Source organism: Franconibacter pulveris (genome assembly GCF_056780215.1).
In genome coordinates, this window is record NZ_CM165555.1 from 229,105 (window position 1) to 248,783 (window position 19,679).

Annotated in this window: 18 protein-coding genes; 11 read left to right on the forward strand and 7 right to left on the reverse strand. The window is 58.3% G+C overall.

From position 1 onward, the window contains the following. The first annotated feature begins 15 nt into the window (after positions 1–15). The 3 genes from uvrD to corA all read left to right on the forward strand — a co-directional run bounded on the left by uvrD (position 16) and on the right by corA (position 3,677). A complete protein-coding gene (uvrD, locus tag ACU4F7_RS01175; protein WP_481637875.1) occupies positions 16–2,178 on the forward strand; it encodes a DNA helicase II in 2,163 nt (720 codons plus the stop codon). Positions 2,179–2,518: 340 nt separating this feature from the next. Then, positions 2,519–2,575 (forward strand): YsgD/CorL family protein, encoded by a 57-nt coding sequence (gene ysgD / locus ACU4F7_RS01180; protein ID WP_349951758.1) that lies wholly within the window; start codon positions 2,519–2,521, stop codon positions 2,573–2,575. A 151-nt stretch (positions 2,576–2,726) separates the two neighbouring features. Then, on the forward strand, positions 2,727–3,677 hold the full coding sequence (corA, locus tag ACU4F7_RS01185; RefSeq protein WP_029590753.1) for a magnesium/cobalt transporter CorA: 951 nt from the start codon (positions 2,727–2,729) through the stop codon (positions 3,675–3,677). 38 nt (positions 3,678–3,715) lie between these two features. Here corA and ACU4F7_RS01190 read toward each other — a convergent pair whose 3' ends face one another. The 4 genes from ACU4F7_RS01190 to yigI all read right to left on the reverse strand — a co-directional run bounded on the left by ACU4F7_RS01190 (position 3,716) and on the right by yigI (position 7,025). Further along, positions 3,716–4,510 (reverse strand): phosphate/phosphite/phosphonate ABC transporter substrate-binding protein, encoded by a 795-nt coding sequence (locus ACU4F7_RS01190; protein WP_481637876.1) that lies wholly within the window; start codon positions 4,508–4,510, stop codon positions 3,716–3,718. Continuing rightward, positions 4,503–5,486, reverse strand: coding sequence for a fatty acid desaturase (locus ACU4F7_RS01195; protein ID WP_481637877.1), 984 nt, complete (start codon positions 5,484–5,486; stop codon positions 4,503–4,505). Before ACU4F7_RS01195 ends, ACU4F7_RS01190 begins: the two co-directional genes overlap by 8 nt. A gap of 138 nt (positions 5,487–5,624) precedes the next feature. Then, positions 5,625–6,518: an EamA family transporter RarD gene (rarD, locus tag ACU4F7_RS01200; RefSeq protein WP_029590750.1), complete on the reverse strand. Its 894-nt coding sequence runs from the start codon at positions 6,516–6,518 to the stop codon at positions 5,625–5,627. Positions 6,519–6,566: 48 nt separating this feature from the next. Further along, entirely contained in the window at positions 6,567–7,025 is a 459-nt protein-coding gene (yigI, locus tag ACU4F7_RS01205) for an acyl-CoA thioesterase YigI (protein ID WP_411815233.1), read from the reverse strand. A gap of 178 nt (positions 7,026–7,203) precedes the next feature. On the opposite strand from yigI, the gene pldA reads away from it, so the two are divergent. The 3 genes from pldA (at position 7,204) to rhtC (ending at position 10,659) form a co-directional block, all read left to right on the forward strand. Continuing rightward, entirely contained in the window at positions 7,204–8,073 is an 870-nt protein-coding gene (gene pldA, locus ACU4F7_RS01210) for a phospholipase A (protein WP_029590749.1), read from the forward strand. A 67-nt stretch (positions 8,074–8,140) separates the two neighbouring features. Continuing rightward, entirely contained in the window at positions 8,141–9,967 is a 1,827-nt protein-coding gene (gene recQ / locus ACU4F7_RS01215) for an ATP-dependent DNA helicase RecQ (protein WP_029590748.1), read from the forward strand. A 71-nt stretch (positions 9,968–10,038) separates the two neighbouring features. Continuing rightward, entirely contained in the window at positions 10,039–10,659 is a 621-nt protein-coding gene (rhtC, locus tag ACU4F7_RS01220) for a threonine export protein RhtC (protein WP_024558945.1), read from the forward strand. Here rhtC and rhtB read toward each other — a convergent pair whose 3' ends face one another. After that, positions 10,660–11,280 (reverse strand): homoserine/homoserine lactone efflux protein, encoded by a 621-nt coding sequence (gene rhtB / locus ACU4F7_RS01225; RefSeq protein WP_029590746.1) that lies wholly within the window; start codon positions 11,278–11,280, stop codon positions 10,660–10,662. 109 nt (positions 11,281–11,389) lie between these two features. Here rhtB and pldB point away from each other — a divergent pair, with 109 nt between their 5' ends. From pldB to ACU4F7_RS01240, 3 genes are all read left to right on the forward strand, one after another. Continuing rightward, positions 11,390–12,382 carry a lysophospholipase L2 gene (pldB, locus tag ACU4F7_RS01230; protein WP_035887461.1) on the forward strand — a complete coding sequence of 331 codons (993 nt, stop codon included), beginning with the start codon at positions 11,390–11,392 and terminating at the stop codon, positions 12,380–12,382. Positions 12,383–12,431: 49 nt separating this feature from the next. Further along, positions 12,432–13,232, forward strand: coding sequence for a sugar/pyridoxal phosphate phosphatase YigL (gene yigL / locus ACU4F7_RS01235; RefSeq protein ID WP_029590744.1), 801 nt, complete (start codon positions 12,432–12,434; stop codon positions 13,230–13,232). A 110-nt stretch (positions 13,233–13,342) separates the two neighbouring features. Then, positions 13,343–14,242: a carboxylate/amino acid/amine transporter gene (locus ACU4F7_RS01240; RefSeq protein WP_029590742.1), complete on the forward strand. Its 900-nt coding sequence runs from the start codon at positions 13,343–13,345 to the stop codon at positions 14,240–14,242. On the opposite strand, the gene metR is transcribed toward ACU4F7_RS01240, so the two are convergent. Next, positions 14,130–15,083: an HTH-type transcriptional regulator MetR gene (gene metR, locus ACU4F7_RS01245; protein ID WP_029590741.1), complete on the reverse strand. Its 954-nt coding sequence runs from the start codon at positions 15,081–15,083 to the stop codon at positions 14,130–14,132. The genes ACU4F7_RS01240 and metR overlap by 113 nt on opposite strands. A gap of 323 nt (positions 15,084–15,406) precedes the next feature. Here metR and metE point away from each other — a divergent pair, with 323 nt between their 5' ends. Continuing rightward, positions 15,407–17,668, forward strand: coding sequence for a 5-methyltetrahydropteroyltriglutamate--homocysteine S-methyltransferase (metE, locus tag ACU4F7_RS01250; protein WP_481637878.1), 2,262 nt, complete (start codon positions 15,407–15,409; stop codon positions 17,666–17,668). 128 nt (positions 17,669–17,796) lie between these two features. Here the strand turns inward: metE and ACU4F7_RS01255 are convergent, their stop codons facing one another. Continuing rightward, a complete protein-coding gene (locus ACU4F7_RS01255; RefSeq protein ID WP_029590739.1) occupies positions 17,797–18,621 on the reverse strand; it encodes a dienelactone hydrolase family protein in 825 nt (274 codons plus the stop codon). A 255-nt stretch (positions 18,622–18,876) separates the two neighbouring features. Here ACU4F7_RS01255 and udp point away from each other — a divergent pair, with 255 nt between their 5' ends. Then, positions 18,877–19,638 (forward strand): uridine phosphorylase, encoded by a 762-nt coding sequence (gene udp, locus ACU4F7_RS01260; RefSeq protein WP_024558938.1) that lies wholly within the window; start codon positions 18,877–18,879, stop codon positions 19,636–19,638. The last annotated feature ends 41 nt before the right edge of the window (positions 19,639–19,679 follow it).

Sequence of the window (19,679 nt, forward strand, 5' to 3'; positions counted from 1 at the left end):
TACCCGGCGGTGCCAATGGACGTTTCTTACCTGCTCGACAGCCTTAATGATAAACAGCGCGAAGCCGTAGCCGCGCCGCGCAGCAATATGCTGGTGCTGGCGGGCGCGGGCAGCGGCAAAACCCGCGTACTGGTGCACCGCATCGCCTGGCTGCTGACGGTTGAGAACAGTTCGCCTTACTCCATTATGGCGGTGACCTTCACCAACAAAGCGGCGGCGGAAATGCGCCACCGCATTGGGCAACTGATGGGCACCAGCCAGGGGGGCATGTGGGTCGGCACCTTCCACGGTCTGGCGCACCGTCTGCTGCGCGCGCACCATATGGATGCCGGTCTGCCGCAGGATTTCCAGATCCTCGACAGCGAAGATCAGCTGCGCCTGCTCAAGCGCCTCATCAAAGCGATGAATCTGGATGACAAGCAGTGGCCGCCGCGCCAGGCGATGTGGTACATCAACGGCAAAAAAGACGACGGCCTGCGCCCGCACCATATCCAGAGTTACGGCAACCCGGTAGAGCAGACCTGGCAGAAGATATATCAGGCTTATCAGGAAGCGTGCGACCGCGCGGGCCTGGTGGATTTTGCCGAGCTGCTGCTGCGCGCCCACGAGCTGTGGCTCAACAAGCCGCATATCCTGAACCACTACCGCGAGCGCTTCACCAACATTCTGGTGGACGAATTCCAGGATACCAACAGCATTCAGTACGCCTGGATCCGCATGCTGGCGGGCGAGACCGGCAAAGTGATGATCGTCGGCGATGACGACCAGTCGATATATGGCTGGCGCGGCGCGCAAGTGGAAAACATCCAGCGCTTCCTGAACGATTTCCCGGGCGCGGAGACGATTCGCCTCGAGCAAAACTACCGCTCCACCAACAACATTCTGAATGCCGCCAACGCCCTGATTGCTAACAACGCCGGGCGCCTGGGGAAAGAGCTCTGGACCGACGGCAGCGACGGGGAGCCTATCTCCCTCTACTGCGCCTTTAACGAGCTCGACGAAGCGCGGTTTGTGGTTAACCGCATCAAAGTCTGGCAAGAAAACGGCGGCGCTTTGCAGGATTGCGCCATCCTCTATCGCAGCAACGCCCAGTCGCGCGTGCTGGAAGAGGCGTTATTGCAGGCCAGCATGCCGTACCGCATCTATGGCGGCATGCGATTCTTCGAGCGTCAGGAAATCAAAGACGCGCTCTCTTATCTGCGTTTGATGGTGAACCGTAATGACGACGCGGCGTTTGAGCGCGTGGTGAATACGCCGACCCGCGGCATTGGCGACCGCACGCTGGACGTGGTGCGTCAGGCGTCGCGCGACCGTCAGGTTACCCTCTGGCAGGCCTGCCGCGAACTGTTGCAGGAAAGGGCGCTCGCAGGCCGCGCCGCCAGCGCTTTGCAGCGTTTCCTTGAGCTTATCGACGCGCTGTCGCATGAAACCGCCGACATGCCGCTGCATGTACAGACCGACCGGGTGATTAAAGATTCCGGCCTTTGGTTGATGTACGAGCAGGAAAAAGGCGAGAAGGGCCAGACGCGTATTGAAAACTTAGAAGAGCTGGTAACGGCGACGCGCCAGTTCAGCTATCAGGATGAAGATGAAGACTTGATGCCGCTGCAGGCGTTTCTCTCTCACGCCGCGCTGGAAGCGGGCGAGGGGCAGGCGGATGCGTGGCAGGATGCGGTGCAGCTGATGACGCTGCACTCCGCGAAAGGGCTGGAGTTTCCGCAGGTCTTTATCGTCGGCATGGAAGAGGGGATGTTCCCAAGCCAGATGGCGCTGGATGAGGGCGGACGGCTGGAAGAAGAGCGCCGCCTCGCCTACGTGGGCGTCACGCGCGCGATGCAAAAACTCACCTTAACCTATGCCGAAACGCGCCGCCTCTATGGCAAAGAGGCTTACCATCGTCCTTCGCGCTTCATCGCCGAGCTGCCGGAAAACTGCGTGGAGGAGGTGCGTCTGCGCGCCAGCATCAGCCGTCCGGTCAGCCACAAACAGCTGGGCGCGCCGATAGCGGAAAACGACTCCGGCTACAAGCTCGGTCAGCGCGTACGCCATCCGAAATTCGGCGAAGGCACTATCGTTAATCTGGAAGGCAGCGGCGAACACAGCCGCCTGCAGGTGGCGTTCAATGGCCAGGGGATTAAATGGCTGGTGGCCGCTTACGCCCGGCTTGAGACGGTTTAACCCTTCTGACGATGCTTAACGGGCGCGCAGAGCCGCGCCCACGCCATTTTTTTGTCACACCTTATTGCCATAATGCTGGCAGAGCTCCCCGCTTCGGAATTATCTCTTTGAAAAAGGAGATTATTTCTTAGCGAAACGCGTACCTGGCTGCTAAAACTAAAGTATGGCGGCAGGCAAAACAGGCCTGCGGCGGGAAAGTTGACGAGGCGAGCGTCAGACGCCAGCGCCTGCGTCGTTATTACCGCCAATAAGTGAAGTGGTCTATCTTAAGTGCGCGTGTTGACGCCTAATTTTCGCTGGCGTAACATGCGCCCACGATTACGCTAAGAGGACATTCGCCTTGGACACACCCAGTAGATGCTGGCTCAAAAACCTGTCAAACAGGCACAACTCCTAAGGCTATCCTCTCACGCTGATGGCCTTAGTGGTTGTCGGCGACCGCATTTTACCCCGTCGCGCTGAGTCAGACTGTTTAAGGGTCTGAAACCCATATTGTTTCTGTGTGCCAACCGAACTGTCCGAGATTTTTTGTATTGGGAGTCCCGGTCATGCTGAGCGCATTTCAACTGGAAAATAACCGCCTGTCTCGCCTTGAAGTGGACGAGGCCGCCCCTCTGACGAATTCCATCTGGGTTGATCTGGTGGAGCCGGAAGAGAACGAGCGACAGCGCGTGCAAACGGAACTTGGCCAGAGCCTGGCAACACGCCCGGAGCTGGAGGATATCGAAGCTTCCGCCCGCTTCTTTGAAGATGAAGACGGGCTGCACATTCACTCCTTTTTCTTCTATGAAGATGCGGAAGACCATGGCGGCAACTCCACCGTGGCGTTCACCATCCGTAACGGGCGGCTCTTTACGCTGCGCGAGCGCGAGCTGCCGGCGTTTCGTCTCTATCGTATGCGCGCTCGTAACCAGTCGATGATGGACGGCAACGCCTATGAGCTGCTGCTCGATCTCTTCGAAACCAAAATCGAACAGCTGGCGGATGAAATTGAGAACATCTACAGCGATCTGGAAGAGCTGAGCCGTGTGATTATGGAAGGGCAGCAGGGCGACGAATATGACGAGGCGCTCTCCACTCTGGCTGAATTAGAAGATACCGGCTGGAAAGTGCGCCTGTGCCTGATGGATACCCAGCGCGCGCTCAACTTCCTGGTGCGCAAGGCGCGTCTGCCGGGCGGGCAACTGGAGCAGGCGCGGGAAATTCTGCGCGATATCGAATCCCTGCTGCCGCACAACGAATCGCTGTTCCAGAAGGTCAACTTCCTGATGCAGGCGGCGATGGGCTTTATCAACATCGAGCAGAACCGCATCATCAAAATCTTCTCGGTGGTTTCCGTGGTTTTCCTGCCGCCGACGCTGGTGGCCTCCAGTTACGGCATGAACTTCGAATTTATGCCGGAGCTGAAATGGAGCTTCGGTTACCCGGCAGCGATTATCTTTATGATCCTCGCAGGCCTGGCGCCCTATCTTTACTTCAAACGCCGCAACTGGCTGTAATAAAAAAGGAACCTCAGGGTTCCTTTTTTTATCATGGCTTACAGCGCGTCGACGCCCGCCACGGCGGCTTCCCGCTGCCATTGCAGCATCACCTCGTAATCGTCGCGCCCGATTGGGCTGAAGCCCTGAATCAGCGCGGCGGCGCAGGTTGCATGCAGCGCCGGTTCGCTGACAAGCTGCTGTAACGCGGCGCGTAACGCCGAAAGGGTGTCGGCTGGGGTATCACGCGAAGTGATAAGCGGCAGCCCCGGCGCCAGCGGCGTCTCTTCAATCAGCGTCAGCCCGGCCAGCAGCGCGGGCTGATACCGCTGAAGCAGCGCAAACGTCACGCAATCAATTGCCGTAATATCCGCCTGCTTTTGCTGTAACGCCTGCAGCGACTCCCGGTGGCCGCCGCTAAACGTCACGTCGCGGAAAAAGCGCGACGGCGAACCCAGTTGCGAGACCATCTTACGCAGCACGTTATAGCCGGAGTGGGAATCAATGGCGTTGCAGACCGCCGCTCTGTCCTGGAAATCCGCCAGCGTTTTGCCTTTATCGCCAGCCCGCGCGACTAAAAAGCTGCGGTAGAACGGCCCCTTGCAGCCTGGCGCGGAATAATGAAAGCAGCCAACGGTCTGCACATCGGGCAACTGGGTGGTAAGCGGGTAGCCGCAGGTCTGGCTTAACAGCAGATCATCGTCACGCCAGTGCTCGGGCAGAGGCGAAGGGCGAACAAAAACGCACTCCGCCGTCACGCCATGGTTTATCAAAAGCGGACGCAGCGCGGCCCACAGCGCATCGGTAGTGGGGGGATGAATGTCATACATTGGCAGCGCCACGCGTTTAGTCATCGTGTTTCGATACTCTGTCAGCCGCAAAAGAGGTGGGATGCGCCGTCACGTCAACCGCCGCGAAAAGAAAACGGCGCAGCCATTCACGGTACCCCTGCACCACGAACCCGCGGTTGCGCTGCTGATATTCCTCCCGGTAAAGCGCATAAACTTTACGCAGCCCATACCAGGGCAGGCCGGGCAGATCGTGATGTACTGAATGATAGTTCAGATTTAAGAACAGCAATCGCCAGGGCCAGGCGGCCTCGTTGATGACCGAGCGGGCCAGCGGCTCGTCATCGGCACGGTGCTCCAGAAACGAACGCACTTTCGTGATGCCCAATGCCGGATAGCTGACGGCGAGCAGGAACCAGACGATGGAAAACCCGCACGCCTGAAGCCAGGCGAAGAGCAGGGCGAGCAGCGCGCCGTGGGTGAGCCACATCGCTATGTTACGGCCGTCACGCTTGCGGAACGCCTGCGTCATGGTCGCCAGCGTGCCGATAATATCGAGCAATGGCGCCAGCAGCACTCTTCCTGCAAAGGTGTTGCGCAGCACAATTACGCGCCGCTGCCAGCGTGGAAAACGCCGCCAGCGCTCGGCGGAAAAGTAGTACGTTTCCGGGTCTTCATCCGGCAGCGTAAGCTGGTGGTTACGATGATGGGCCAGGTGCGAATCGCGATAAAGCCCATAGGGGTACCAGACCGCCAGCGGCAGCGTGCCGAAGAGTTGGTTCAGCCATGGGTAACGCGTCGGGTGACCATGAATCAGCTCGTGCTGCAGCGACATATACCAGGCGGTGAAAAGAATAAGCAGCAGCGTGGCGGGCCACAGGCCGAGCGTTTGCCAGCAGGCCAGCACGCCGAACCAGCCGCCGTAGATAGTGATAATCAGCAGCCAGGTCGGCAGCTCGCTGCGCCAGATCCACGAGCGGGCAAGCTGGCGAATCGCTTCGCGCTGCTGGTTATGCAAATAAGCGGCGGATTTCTGGCTCATGCTGAACGTCCCTGGGAATCATGCAGTATTCCCGGAAGATGCGAGCGCGCGCCTGAAATAACAAACAATTAAAACGCGTTAGCTTTGCAGGAAAGCGGCAATAGCGGACCCGGCCTGCGCGCAAGCCGGGTGAAGAGGTTAAGCGTTGCGCGTACGGCGTTGGGTATAGACCGCGTCCATCACGAAGATGGCCAGCGCCAGCCAGATAAAGCCAAAGGTGACCATCTTATCCGGCCCCGGCACCTCGCCATAGAAAAGCACCGCCAGCAAGAACATCAGCGTTGGGCCAATGTACTGGAAAAAGCCGAGCGTTGAGAGACGCAGGCGGGTGGCGGCTGCGGTAAAGCAGAGCAGAGGGATAGTCGTTACCACGCCCGCCGCCATCAGCAGCAGATTGAGCGTCCAGGGGTTATTGCCCATATGGCTTGTCGCGCTGTCGGCAAAACCGAAAAGATAAATCGCGGCGACCGGCAGTAGCCATAACGTCTCCATCAGCATGCCGGTCTGCGCGTCCACCGCGATTTTCTTTCGCACCAGACCGTAAAAGGCGAAGCTGAAAGCAAGACCAAGGGCGATGACGGGCAGCGAGCCGAAAGTCCACAGCTGCACCAGCACGCCGCACGCCGCCAGCAGCACCGCCAGCCACTGCATGCGGCGAAAGCGCTCGCCGAGAAACACCATGCCCAGCAGAATATTGACCAGCGGATTGATGAAGTAGCCGAGGCTCGCCTCCAGCAGATGGTGGTTATTCACCGACCAGATAAACAGCAGCCAGTTGCCGCCCACCAGCACCGCGCTCAGGGCGAGCGCAATCACTTTTTTCGGCGTGCTGAATAGCTTTTTCACGCTGCTCCACTGACGGCTTAAGGAGATCAGCGCCACCATGAAGAAAAACGACCAGATGACGCGATGAGTCAGAATTTCATCCGCAGGAACGTAATAGATAAGCTTGAAATAGGCGGGCGCAATGCCCCAGATAAAATAAGCAGCCAGCGCGAAAAGCACACCCTGCCGCGTTTGTTTAGCATCCATCAGAAAAGCTCTTTGCAGAAAAGTGGGCGCAGTTTAGCAGTATCGTTCTCAGCCCACCATGTAAGTCGCGGTGGCGCTGGCGATGTAAACCTGTTCTTCGTTATGGAGTTCCACGCGCGCGACAGCCACTTTGTTTCCGGCGCGCAGCAAACTGCTGGTGGCGGTGAAGCGCTGCCCGCGGCCCGGGCGTAAGTAATCCACCCGCAGGTCGATAGTGCCCATGCGCGAAAGACGCTGGCGCAGCTCTTCTTCGCTGATGGATTCATGCCGCGTCAAGGTGCTGCCCACGCAGACCAGTCCCGCCGCCACGTCCAGCGCAGAAGCGATTACGCCGCCGTGCAAAATGCTCTGTGCCCAGTTGCCGACCATCATCGGCTGGTTATTAAAAGAGAGTTGAGCGAAGGCCTTCTCGTAGCGCTCCAGCTCCAGACCCAGCGCGCGGTTAAAAGGCATGTGATAAACAAAAATCTCGCCGACCAGCTGTAAGGCGGCATCCGGCGTCAGCATTGTGGCGGACATGGTTCGTTTCCCGATCCAACGTTATGGTTATTCGAATGTTGATTTTATGCTTCGTAATTGTGGCGTTCAACTTTAAGACAGGGGGACTATCGGTAGAAAAATAAACCGCTAGAATGGCAGGCGGCAAAATAATTCATAACGACGATAGTCCAGGAGAACATGGCCCATGCGCAAGACTCTGGGTTTGTTGGCGGCAGCGAGCCTGCTGCCCTGCACAGCATTTAGCCAGGAAGCTACGATTAAAGAAGTCCATGACGCGCCCGCCGTGCGCGGCAGCATCATCGCTAACCTGCTTCAGGAGCACGATAACCCTTTCACGCTTTATCCGTACGAGAGCAATTATCTGCTCTATACGGTAACGGACGATCTGAATAAAGAGGCGATCCAGTCCTATAACTGGTCTGATAATGCACGTAAGGATGAGGTGAAGTTCCAGATAAGCCTCGCCTTCCCGCTCTGGCGCGGTATTCTGGGCGAGAATTCAGTGCTTGGCGCCTCTTACACACAGCGCTCCTGGTGGCAGCTTTCCAATAGCGGCGAATCCTCTCCGTTTCGTGAAACGAACTATGAACCGCAGCTGTTTCTTGGCTTTGCCACCGATTACAGCCTCGGCGGCTGGACGCTGCGCGACGTAGAAGTGGGTTATAATCACCATTCTAACGGTCGTTCGGATCCGACCTCCCGCAGCTGGAACCGTGCTTACGCCCGCCTCATGGCGCAAAACGGCAACTGGCTGGTGGAAGCGAAGCCCTGGTATGTGCTGGGCAATACCGACGATAACCCGGATATCACCAAATACATGGGCTATTACCAGCTCAAAGTGGGTTATCAGTGGGGCGAGGCTATCTGGAGCCTGAAGGGCCAGTACAACTGGAACACAGGCTATGGCGGCGCCGAGCTGGGCTTTAGCTACCCGGTGACGAAGCATGTTCGTCTGTATACTCAGCTTTACAGCGGTTACGGAGAATCGTTAATCGATTACAACTTTAACCAGACTCGCTTTGGCTTTGGGGTTATGCTTAACGATCTTTTCTAAAGCATTGCAGTTTCCGACGCAGGCGCTGAAAATAGCGCCTGTTTTCTTTTCAGCAGGTGGAGTGAGCGTGGCGCAGGCGGAAGTTTATAATCAGGAATCGCTGGCGAAGCAGGTTTTACAAGAAACCTTCGGCTATCAGCAGTTTCGCCCGGGCCAGGAAACCATCATCAACACGGTGCTGGAAGGTCGCGATTGTCTGGTAGTGATGCCCACAGGCGGCGGTAAATCGCTGTGCTATCAGATCCCCGCGCTGGTGAAAGAGGGGCTGACCGTCGTCGTCTCTCCGCTTATCTCCCTGATGAAAGACCAGGTCGACCAACTGCTCGCCAACGGCGTGGCGGCCGCCTGTCTTAACTCAACCCAAAGCCGCGATCAGCAGCTTGAGGTTATCGCCGGCTGTCGTACCGGCCAGGTTCGCCTGCTTTATATCGCGCCAGAGCGGCTGATGATGGATAACTTCATCGACCAGATTAGCCGCTGGCCGCTCTCCATGATTGCCGTGGATGAAGCGCACTGTATTTCCCAGTGGGGGCACGATTTCCGCCCGGAATACGCGACGCTGGGCCAGTTGCGCCAGCATCTGCCGCAGGTGCCGTTTATCGCCCTGACCGCCACGGCTGACGACACCACGCGCCTTGATATTGTGCGTCTGCTCGGCCTGCAGGACCCGCTGATTCAAATCAGCAGCTTCGACCGGCCGAATATCCGCTACATGCTGATGGAGAAATTCAAGCCGCTCGACCAGCTCATGCGCTACGTGCAGGAGCAGCGAGGCAAGTCAGGCATTATCTACTGCAACAGCCGCGCGAAGGTGGAAGATACCGCTGCGCGCCTGCAAAGCAAAGGCATCAGCGCAGGGGCGTACCACGCCGGCCTGGAGCCGCAGGTTCGCGCCGAGGTGCAGGAGAAATTCCAGCGCGACGATTTGCAAATCGTGGTGGCGACGGTCGCGTTCGGTATGGGCATCAACAAGCCCAACGTGCGCTTTGTGGTGCACTTCGACATTCCGCGCAATATCGAATCTTATTATCAGGAAACCGGGCGCGCCGGGCGCGACGGCTTGCCCGCCGAAGCGATGCTGTTTTACGACCCGGCGGACATGGCCTGGCTGCGCAAATGCCTTGAAGAAAAACAGCCCGGGCAGTTGCAGGATATTGAGCGCCATAAGCTCAACGCCATGGGCGCCTTCGCCGAAGCGCAAACCTGCCGTCGTCTGGTGCTGCTTAACTATTTCGGCGAAGGGCGCCAGCAGCCCTGCGGCAACTGTGATATCTGCCTCGACCCGCCGCGCCGTTACGATGGCCTGCTGGACGCGCAAAAGGCGCTCTCGACGATTGCGCGCGTTAACCAGCGCTTCGGTATGGGTTATGTGGTGGAAGTGCTGCGCGGGGCGAACAACCAGCGCATTCGCGAACTGGGGCACGACAAGCTGAAGGTGTACGGCATTGGCCGCGATCAGAGCCATGAGCATTGGGTCAGCGTTATCCGCCAGCTTATTCACCTGGGCGTGGTGACGCAAAACATCGCCGCGCACTCCGCGCTGCAACTTACCGAAGCGGCGCGTCCGTTTCTGCGCGGCGAAGCGCCGCTGATGCTGGCGGTGCCGCGTGTCGCCGCCCTTAAACCGCGCGTGGCGCAGAAATCTTACGGCGGCAACTATGACCGCAAGCTGTTCGCTAAACTGCGCAAGCTGCGTAAAGCCATCGCCGATGAAGAGAATATTCCGCCTTACGTGGTGTTCAACGACGCCACGCTGATAGAAATGGCGGAGCAGATGCCGCTTAGCCCTGGCGAAATGCTGGGCATCAACGGCGTGGGCACCCGCAAGCTGGAGCGTTTTGGCCGCGAATTTATGGCGCTTATCCGCAGCCATGTCGACGGCGACGATGAGTAATCGTCAATAGCCACGCCTGCCTGAACGTGGCAGGATAATTCTTCTGCGAATTTTCTCACGAGTACTTTCTTATGCTGATGCTTTTTCTGACCGTGGCGCTGGTGCACCTGGTGGCGCTGATGAGCCCCGGTCCCGATTTCTTCTTTGTTTCGCAAACGGCGGTCAGCCGCTCCCGCAAGGAAGCGATGATGGGCGTGCTCGGCATTACTTTCGGCGTCATGATCTGGGCGGGCGTGGCGCTGCTCGGCCTGCACTTGATCCTCGAAAAAATGGCCTGGCTGCATACCGCGATTATGGTGGGCGGCGGGCTTTATCTCTGCTGGATGGGCTACCAGATGCTGCGCGGCGCGCTGAAGAAGGGCGAGCCTTCCACGGAGACGCCGGAGGTTGAGCTGGCGCGCGGCGGCCGCAGTTTTGTGAAAGGCTTACTGACCAATCTGGCGAACCCGAAAGCGATTATTTATTTCGGCAGCGTCTTCTCGCTGTTTGTCGGCGACAGCGTGGGTTCGCATGAGCGGATGGGGATTTTCGTGCTGATAGCGCTGGAAACGTTCGCATGGTTCGCTGTCGTGGCAAGCCTCTTCGCATTGCCCGCCATGCGCCGCGGTTATCAAAGACTGGCGAAGTGGATAGACGGCATGGCCGGCGCGCTCTTCGCCGGCTTCGGCATCCACCTGATTATCTCCCGCTAATTACGCCTGGCGCGCGGCGGCAAGCAGCGCGCCCACCAGCATAAACAGCGAGCCGAACAGGCGATTCAGGGCCTTCATCTGGCGAGGCCCTTTGATCCACAGCGCGATGCGCGTCGCAAGGGTCGCATAACCAATCATCACCACGATATCCACCACCACGGTTGTTACGCCGAGGATCAGATACTGCATCGCCTGCGGCTGATGCGGCGCGATAAACTGCGGAAAAAGCGCGGCGAGAAAAACGATGCTCTTCGGGTTGGTGAGATTCACAAAGACCGCGCGCTTAAACAGACGGCGGCGCGGCTGGCTTTGCGCGACGGCGTTTAAGTCGATGGCGCCGGCGGCGCGCCACTGCTGGATGCCAAGCCAGATAAGATAGGCCGCACCCGCCCACTTTAAGATCTCAAAAGCCAGCAGTGAGCGTGAGAACAGCGCGCCTAAACCCACGCCCACCAGCACGATATGAATCGCCAGGCCGAGCTGTAGCCCGGTGATGGACGCCGCCGCGCCGCGGTAGCCGTGGCTGATGGCGGTGCTCATGGTATTAATCGCTCCGGAACCCGGCGAAAGGCTTAAAATCAGCGTGGTAAGAAGATAGGTAAACCACCATTCTAAGGTCATGTGAAATTCCCTGGCTGCGCACTTTTATGCCACAATACGCTAATGTAGAGGGTTGTGCTACGAGTCACAAAAAAAGCATTTTTTGGCGTTCGCACAGGGCAGGCAACCGATGCATAAGCACAAAAACGGATGGTTCAGGCGGGAAAACGCCTTTGCGGCCTTCACGATGGGGCCGCTTACGGATTTCTGGCAGCAGCGCGAAGAAGATGAATTTATGGGCGTGGACGACGTGCCGGTGCGCTTCGTTCGGTTTTGCGCCCCCGGCAATGACCGGGTCATCGTCGTCTGTCCGGGCCGCATCGAAAGCTATGTAAAGTATGCCGAACTGGCTTACGATCTCTTCTACTGCGGGTTCGATGTGTTAATCATCGACCACCGCGGGCAGGGGCGCTCCGGCCGACTGCTGGAAGATACGCACCGCGGACATGTGGTGAATTTCAGCGATTATGTCGACGATCTGGAGCGGTTCTGGCAACAGGAAGTGGCGACCGGGCCGTGGCGTAAGCGCTACGTGCTGGCGCATTCGATGGGCGGCGCTATTACCACGCTGTTTTTACAGCGCCAGCCGCAGGCGTTTGATGCCGTGGCGCTCTGCGCGCCGATGTTCGGCATTACTATCCGCCTGCCGGACTGGATGCTGCGCTCGATACTGGACTGGGCCGAAGGCTACCCGAAACTGCGCGATGGCTACGCTATCGGCACCGGGCGCTGGCGCGCATTGCCCTTTAGCCTCAACGTGCTGACGCACAGTCCGGAGCGTTATCGCCGTAACCTGCGTTTTTATGCCGACGACCCGGACTTACGGGTGGGCGGACCGACGTATCACTGGGTGCGGGAAGGCATCCTTGCAGGAGAACAGGTGCTGGCAGGGGCCACTGCCGTCACTACGCCGCTATTGTTACTCCAGGCGGAAGCGGAAAGAGTGGTGGATAACCGCGCTCACGATCGCTTCTGCGAACTTCGCGCTGCGGCGGGCCATCCCTGTTGGGGGGATAAACCTTACGTCATAAAAGGCGCGTACCATGAGATCCTGTTTGAAAAGGACAGCATGCGCGCCGAAGCCCTGACTGCCATCGTTGATTTTTTCGATGCGCATAACTGATTACCGCGGCCAGCCTTCTTGTCGCTTTACCTGAGGTTAAATTCATCCTATGTACCATGTTGTCGCGTCTGACTTAGACGGCACATTACTTTCTCCGGACCACACGCTTTCCCCTTACGCCAAAGAGACGCTCAGGCTGCTGACCGCCCGGGGCATACACTTCGTTTTCGCCACGGGCCGCCATCATGTTGATGTGGGACAAATCCGCGACGGGCTTGAGATCAAGGCGTATATGATCACCTCTAACGGCGCCCGAGTGCATGATACTGACGGCAATCTGGTCTTCGCCCATAACCTCGACGCGGATATCGCCGCCGATCTGTTTGGCGTGATGCACAACAACCCCGACATCATCACCAACGTCTACCGCGATGATGAGTGGTTTATGAACCGTCACCGCCCGGACGAGATGAAGTATTTCAAAGAGGCGGTGTTTAATTATTCGCTGTATGAACCGGGCCTGCTGGAGCCGCAGGGGGTGAGCAAAGTTTTCTTCACCTGCGATGTGCATGAAAAGCTGCTGCCGCTGGAGCAGGCGATTAACGCTCGCTGGGGCGACCGCGTTAACGTCAGCTTCTCCACGCTGACCTGTCTGGAGGTGATGGCAGGCGGCGTATCAAAAGGGCATGCGCTGGAGGCGGTGTCGAAAGCAATGGGCTACAGCCTCAAATCGTGCATCGCCTTCGGCGACGGCATGAACGACGCGGAAATGCTCTCTATGGCCGGCAAGGGTTGCATCATGGGCAACGCGCATCAGCGCCTGAAAGATCTGCTGCCCGAACTGGAAGTCATCGGCACTAACGGCGACAACGCGGTGCCGCGCTATCTGCGTAAGCTTTTCCTCGACTAACGGGCACGGTAACGAGTGGTTGCATTGTGACCACTCGTCAACCAAATAGTGCAACTTTTCGCCAGGACCTTCGCTACAATTGCGCTCTCTTTTTTTGTGGGACGGGTGCTATGGCGTTACTGATTATCACCACCATTCTGTGGGCTTTCTCTTTTAGCCTGATTGGCGAATATCTGGCAGGGCATGTCGACAGCACCTTTTCCGTGCTGATGCGCGTGGGGCTGGCGGCGCTGGTCTTTCTGCCGTTTCTGCGCACCCGCGGTCAGAGCATAAAAACGCTCAGCCTTTATATGCTGGTGGGCGCGTTGCAGCTTGGCGTGATGTATTTGTTCAGCTTTCGCGCTTACCTTTACCTCACCGTGTCGGAATTTCTGCTGTTTACAGTGTTCACGCCGCTCTATATCACGATGATTTACGACTTACTGAGTAAGCGCCCGCTTCGCTGGGGCTACGCTCTGAGCGCATTGCTTGCGGTCGTAGGCGCCGCGATTATTCGCTACGACAAAGTCAGCGATCACTTCTGGACCGGACTGCTGCTGGTGCAGCTGGCGAACATCAGCTTCGCCATCGGTATGGTGGGGTATAAGCGGCTGATGGAGACGCGACCAATGCCGCAGCACACCGCCTTTTCCTGGTTCTATCTGGGGGCGTTTCTGGTGGCGGCCGTCGCCTGGTTTACCATAGGCAACCCGCAGAAGCTGCCCACCACGACGTTGCAATGGGGCATTCTGGTATGGCTTGGCGTGGCGGCGTCAGGGTTGGGCTATTTTATGTGGAACTACGGCGCCACGCAGGTTGATGCGGGCACGCTCGGCATTATGAATAACGTTCACGTCCCGGCCGGGCTGCTGGTTAACCTCGCCATCTGGCAGGAGCAGCCCCACTGGCCGAGTTTTATTATTGGGGGTACGGTAATAATGGCCTCGCTGTGGGTCCATCGACGCTGGGTCGCTCCGCGCTCTTCACAAACGGCAGATGATCGCAGGCGTGCTGACGCGCCGAGCGAATAAACGCCTCCGTTACCGGCTGACGCTGTTCGCCGTCGCGCACTGCGGCGTACAGCCGGCTCCATAAGCCTTCGCCCAGGGTTTTGGTCACCACCAGGCCCTGGCGCTCAAAACTCTCCACCACCCAGTGCGGCAACGCGGCGATGCCCATGCGTGCCGACACCATCTGAATCAGCAGCAGCGTGTTATCCACGCTCTTGAGCGAAGGGCTGACGCCTGCCGGTTGCAGAAAATGCCGCCATACGTCCAGGCGACTGCGCTGCACCGGATAAATCAGCAGCGTCTCCCCGGAAAAATCTTCCGGCGCGATGCGGGTTTTGGCGGCAAGCGGGTGATCGGTCGCCAGCACCAGGCGCACTTCAAAGTCAAACATCGGCGAATAGTGCAGACCGCTGCGCGGCAGAATGTCGGAAGTCAGCACCAGGTCCAGTTCGCTCTGTTGCAGCGCAGGCTGCGGGTCGAACGTCACGCCCGATTTAAAATCCATCTCCACCTGCGGCCACTGGCGGCGGAAATTCTCAAGCGCTGGCGTCAGCCACTGGATACAGCTGTGGCACTCGATAGCGATGCGAAGCTTCGTCTGCTGAGGCTCGTTGCACGCCTGCAGCGCCCGGCCAATCTGCGGCAGAACCTGTTCGGCCAGCTGCAGCAGGATTTCGCCCTGCGGCGTAAAGCGCAGCGGCTGGCTTTTACGCACAAACAGCCGAAAACCGAGCCGCTGTTCAAGATCGCTGAACTGATGAGAGAGGGCGGATTGCGTCTGATGCAGCGAGGCCGCCGCCGCTGCCAGAGAGCCGCAATTTCGCAGCGCCTGGAGCGTTCGCAGGTGTTTAATTTCGATCATGAAAGTCCTTCACTTCGCCATGAGGAATTTGCGCTTGAGGAATATACAGTACCTGCGGATTATGGATGTGTAAACATCTGGACGTCCAAACTCGTCATAATTCGACTTGCAGATGCGTTGGCTTTCCTCGCTCGCCCCAGTCATTTACTGGAGTAAGCTCCTGGGAACTCGCTGCGTCGCCGCCTTTCTGCAAGCCGACTTATTTAGAGTTAGCCCCTTCGGGGGCAAATCCGAAATACATACGGATTAACGAATAAGACGAACAGATTCATTTTCTGAAATTCGCGACTAAGCGGATCCATCTTCAAGAGAGGCAGAACATCATGACTATCCATAACCACACCCTCGGATTCCCTCGCGTCGGCCTGCGTCGCGAACTGAAAAAAGCGCAAGAAAGCTACTGGGCGGGCAATTCCAGCCGCGAAGAATTACTGGCGGTGGGCCGCGAGCTGCGCGCACGCCACTGGGAACAACAAAAGGCGGCGGGCATTGATTTGCTGCCGGTGGGCGACTTCGCCTGGTACGACCATGTTCTGACCACCAGCCTGCTGCTCGGCAATGTGCCGGCTCGTCATCAGAACGCGGACGGCTCGGTGGATATCGACACCCTGTTCCGTATTGGCCGCGGCCGCGCGCCAACCGGCGAACCTGCCGCCGCCGCGGAAATGACCAAGTGGTTTAATACCAACTATCACTACATGGTGCCGGAGTTCACGAAAGGCCAGCAGTTTAAACTGACCTGGACGCAGCTGATTGAGGAAGTGGACGAAGCGCTGGCGCTGGGCCACCACGTGAAGCCTGTACTGCTCGGTCCGGTTACTTACCTGTGGCTGGGTAAAGTGAAAGGCGAACCGTTCGACCGTCTTTCGCTTCTGAACGACATCCTGCCGGTTTATCAGCAGGTGCTGGCGGAACTGGCGAAACGCGGCATTCAGTGGGTGCAGATTGACGAACCGGCGCTGGTGCTGGAGCTGCCGCAGGCGTGGCTGGATGCGTTCAAACCGGCTTATGAAGCGCTTGCCGGCCAGATCAAACTGCTGCTGACCACTTACTTTGAAGGCGTGTCGGAAAACCTGGACACTATCGCCGCGCTGCCGGTGCAGGGGCTGCACGTGGACCTGGTTCACGGCAAAGATGACGTTAACGAACTGCATCGCCGTCTGCCTGCCGAATGGCTGCTTTCCGCAGGGGTTGTGAATGGCCGTAACGTCTGGCGCGCGGATCTTGCAGAAAAATATGCACAGCTTAAGGATCTGGCAGGCAAGCGCGAGCTGTGGATCGGATCGTCCTGCTCGCTGCTGCACAGCCCTATCGATCTGAGCGTGGAAACCCGTCTGGATGATGAGGTGAAAAGCTGGTTCGCCTTCGCGCTGCAAAAATGCCAGGAGCTGGCGCTGCTGCGCGACGCGCTGAACAGTGGCGATACCGCGAAAATCGACCAGTGGAGCGCGCCGATTCAGGCACGTCGCCACTCGGCGCGGGTGCATAACGCCGCCGTAGGCAAACGCCTTGCCGCCATCACCGCGCAGGACAGCCAGCGCGCTCATGCTTATCCGGTTCGCGCCGAAGCCCAGCGCGCCCGCTTTAAGCTGCCCGCCTGGCCGACCACCACCATTGGCTCCTTCCCGCAAACTACCGAAATCCGCGGCCTGCGCCTGGATTTCAAAAAGGGGAACCTGGATGCTAATCACTACCGCACCGGCATTGCGGAGCATATCAAGCAGGCGATTGTCGAGCAGGAGCGCCTGGGGCTGGACGTGCTGGTGCATGGCGAGGCTGAGCGCAACGACATGGTGGAATATTTCGGCGAGCATCTGGATGGCTTCGTCTTCACGCAAAACGGTTGGGTGCAGAGCTATGGCTCCCGCTGCGTGAAGCCGCCGGTAGTGATTGGCGATGTGAGCCGCCCGGAGCCGATTACCGTTGAATGGGCGAAATACGCCCAGTCGCTGACCGACAAACCGGTAAAAGGCATGCTAACCGGGCCGGTGACAATCCTTTGCTGGTCTTTCCCGCGTGAAGATGTCTCCCGCGAAACCATTGCGAAGCAGATTGCGCTGGCGCTGCGCGACGAAGTGGCGGATCTGGAAGCGGCGGGCATCGGCATCATCCAGATTGACGAACCGGCGCTGCGCGAAGGGTTGCCGCTCAAGCGCAGCGACTGGCAGGCCTACCTGGCGTGGGCGGTGGAAGCGTTCCGCCTGAACGCCGCCGTGGCAAAAGATGAAACCCAGATCCACACCCATATGTGCTACTGCGAGTTCAACGACATCATGGACTCCATCGCCGCGCTGGATGCGGACGTTATCACCATTGAAACCTCGCGTTCGGATATGGAGCTGCTGGAGTCGTTTGAAGAGTTCGAATACCCGAACGAAATCGGGCCGGGCGTGTATGACATTCACTCGCCGAACGTACCGAGCGTGGAATGGATTGAGGCGCTGCTGAAGAAAGCCGCCCAGCGCGTGCCGCAGGATCGTCTGTGGGTTAACCCGGACTGCGGCCTGAAAACCCGCGGCTGGCCGGAAACCCGCGCAGCGCTCGCCAACATGGTAAAAGCGGCGCAAAACCTGCGTCAGGCGTAAGGTTTCGTCGGGGCCTGGGAGGTTGACCCGCCCTGCAAATTCGCGCGTCGTAGAGAGGTAAGCGAACGGCCGCCTGCCCTGAACGGCAGTCTGAAAATAAAATCGCCCGGCAAAACCGGGCGATTTTTTTATCCTTTTTTCGCGCCGTAGCGCGCAAACCACGCCAGCATTCGCTGCCAGCCATCTTTTGCCGACTCGGCATGGTAGCTTGGGCGATAATCGGCGTTGAACGCATGTCCCGCTTCCGGATACACCACGATTTCCGCAGTGGCGTTAGCCGCCCGCAGCGCCTGACGCATGGTTTCCACCGTATCCAGCGGAATGCCGGTGTCCTGCGCGCCATACAGCCCTAAAACAGGCGCGTTCAAGTCTGTCGCCACATCTACCGGGTGTTTCGGCGAATTCAGCGTTTTATCGCCCAGCAGTTTGCCATACCAGGCGACGGCGGCTTTAAGCTGCGGATTGTGCGCGGCGTAGAGCCAGCTAATGCGCCCGCCCCAGCAGAAGCCGGTGAGCAGCAGGCGATGCGCGTCGCCGCCATTGCGCGCCGCCCAGTTGGCGACGTGATCGAGATCCGCCAGCACCTGCGCGTCCGGCACTTTAGAAACCAGATTGCTGAGCAGAGACGAAATATCGTCGTAATCGTTCGGATCGCCCTGGCGGAAGTAGAGTTCCGGCGCCACGGCCAGATACCCCTCAAGCGCCAGACGACGACAGATATCGCGGATATGTTCATGCACGCCAAAAATTTCCTGCACCACGATAACTACCGGCAGCGGGCCGTCGGCGTTTTTCGGGCGGGCGTGATAAGCGGGCATATTGTCGCCCTGTGAAGGAATGGACGTTTCACCGGCCAGAATGGCGTCTTCCGGCGTCTGAACTACCGTTGAAGCAACGGGAGAAACGGACGGGGCGAAACCCGGTTTGTTGTCGGTTGTTGTGTTACTGGTCATGGCATTCTCCGTACCCTTTTTAGCGCATCCGATAACTATAGCGTGCGATGGTAAATTCACCGTTGAACAAAAACGCGCTGTACGAAAGCGAAAGTTATCATTACAGGCATTAAAGTGTGATTTGCGTCACTATTTAATGGAAAAATAATGCAAACTGTTTATATCAAAGTGAATCCTGTCACGAAAAAGCGCGAGCGGCTTCTGTAAAGTACCGTTTTGCTTCTTCTGACCAACCGACCCACAGAGGAGTCTTTTATGTCCAGGTCTGACGTTTTTCATCTTGGCCTTACCAAAAATGATTTGCAGGGGGCCACGCTTGCTATCGTGCCCGGCGACCCGGAGCGCGTGGAAAAAATCGCGGCGCTGATGGAGAACCCGGTTAAGCTCGCCTCGCACCGTGAGTTCACTACCTGGCGCGCTGAGCTGGACGGCAAGCCCGTCATTGTTTGCTCCACCGGCATCGGCGGCCCGTCAACCTCAATCGCTGTGGAAGAACTGGCGCAGCTGGGCATTCGGACTTTCCTGCGCATCGGCACGACCGGCGCCATCCAGCCGCACATCAACGTAGGCGACGTGTTGGTCACGACGGCCTCAGTACGCCTGGACGGCGCAAGCCTGCACTTCGCGCCGATGGAATACCCGGCGGTGGCAGACTTCGCTTGTACCACAGCGTTAGTTGAAGCGGCAAAATCTGTTGGCGCGACGACGCATGTGGGCGTGACCGCTTCTTCCGATACCTTCTACCCGGGCCAGGAGCGTTACGACACCTTTTCCGGCCGGGTGGTCAGCCGCTTCAAAGGCTCTATGGAAGAGTGGCAGGCGATGGGCGTGATGAACTATGAGATGGAATCCGCCACGCTGCTGACCATGTGTTCAAGCCAGGGGCTGCGCGCAGGCATGGTGGCAGGCGTTATCGTCAACCGTACCCAGCAGGAAATCCCCAACGCGGAAACCATGAAGCAGACCGAAAGTCACGCCGTGAAAATCGTGGTCGAAGCGGCGCGCCGCTTGATCTAACCCTGCAAAGGCCGGCTAACTCCGGCCTTTTTGCGTAATTC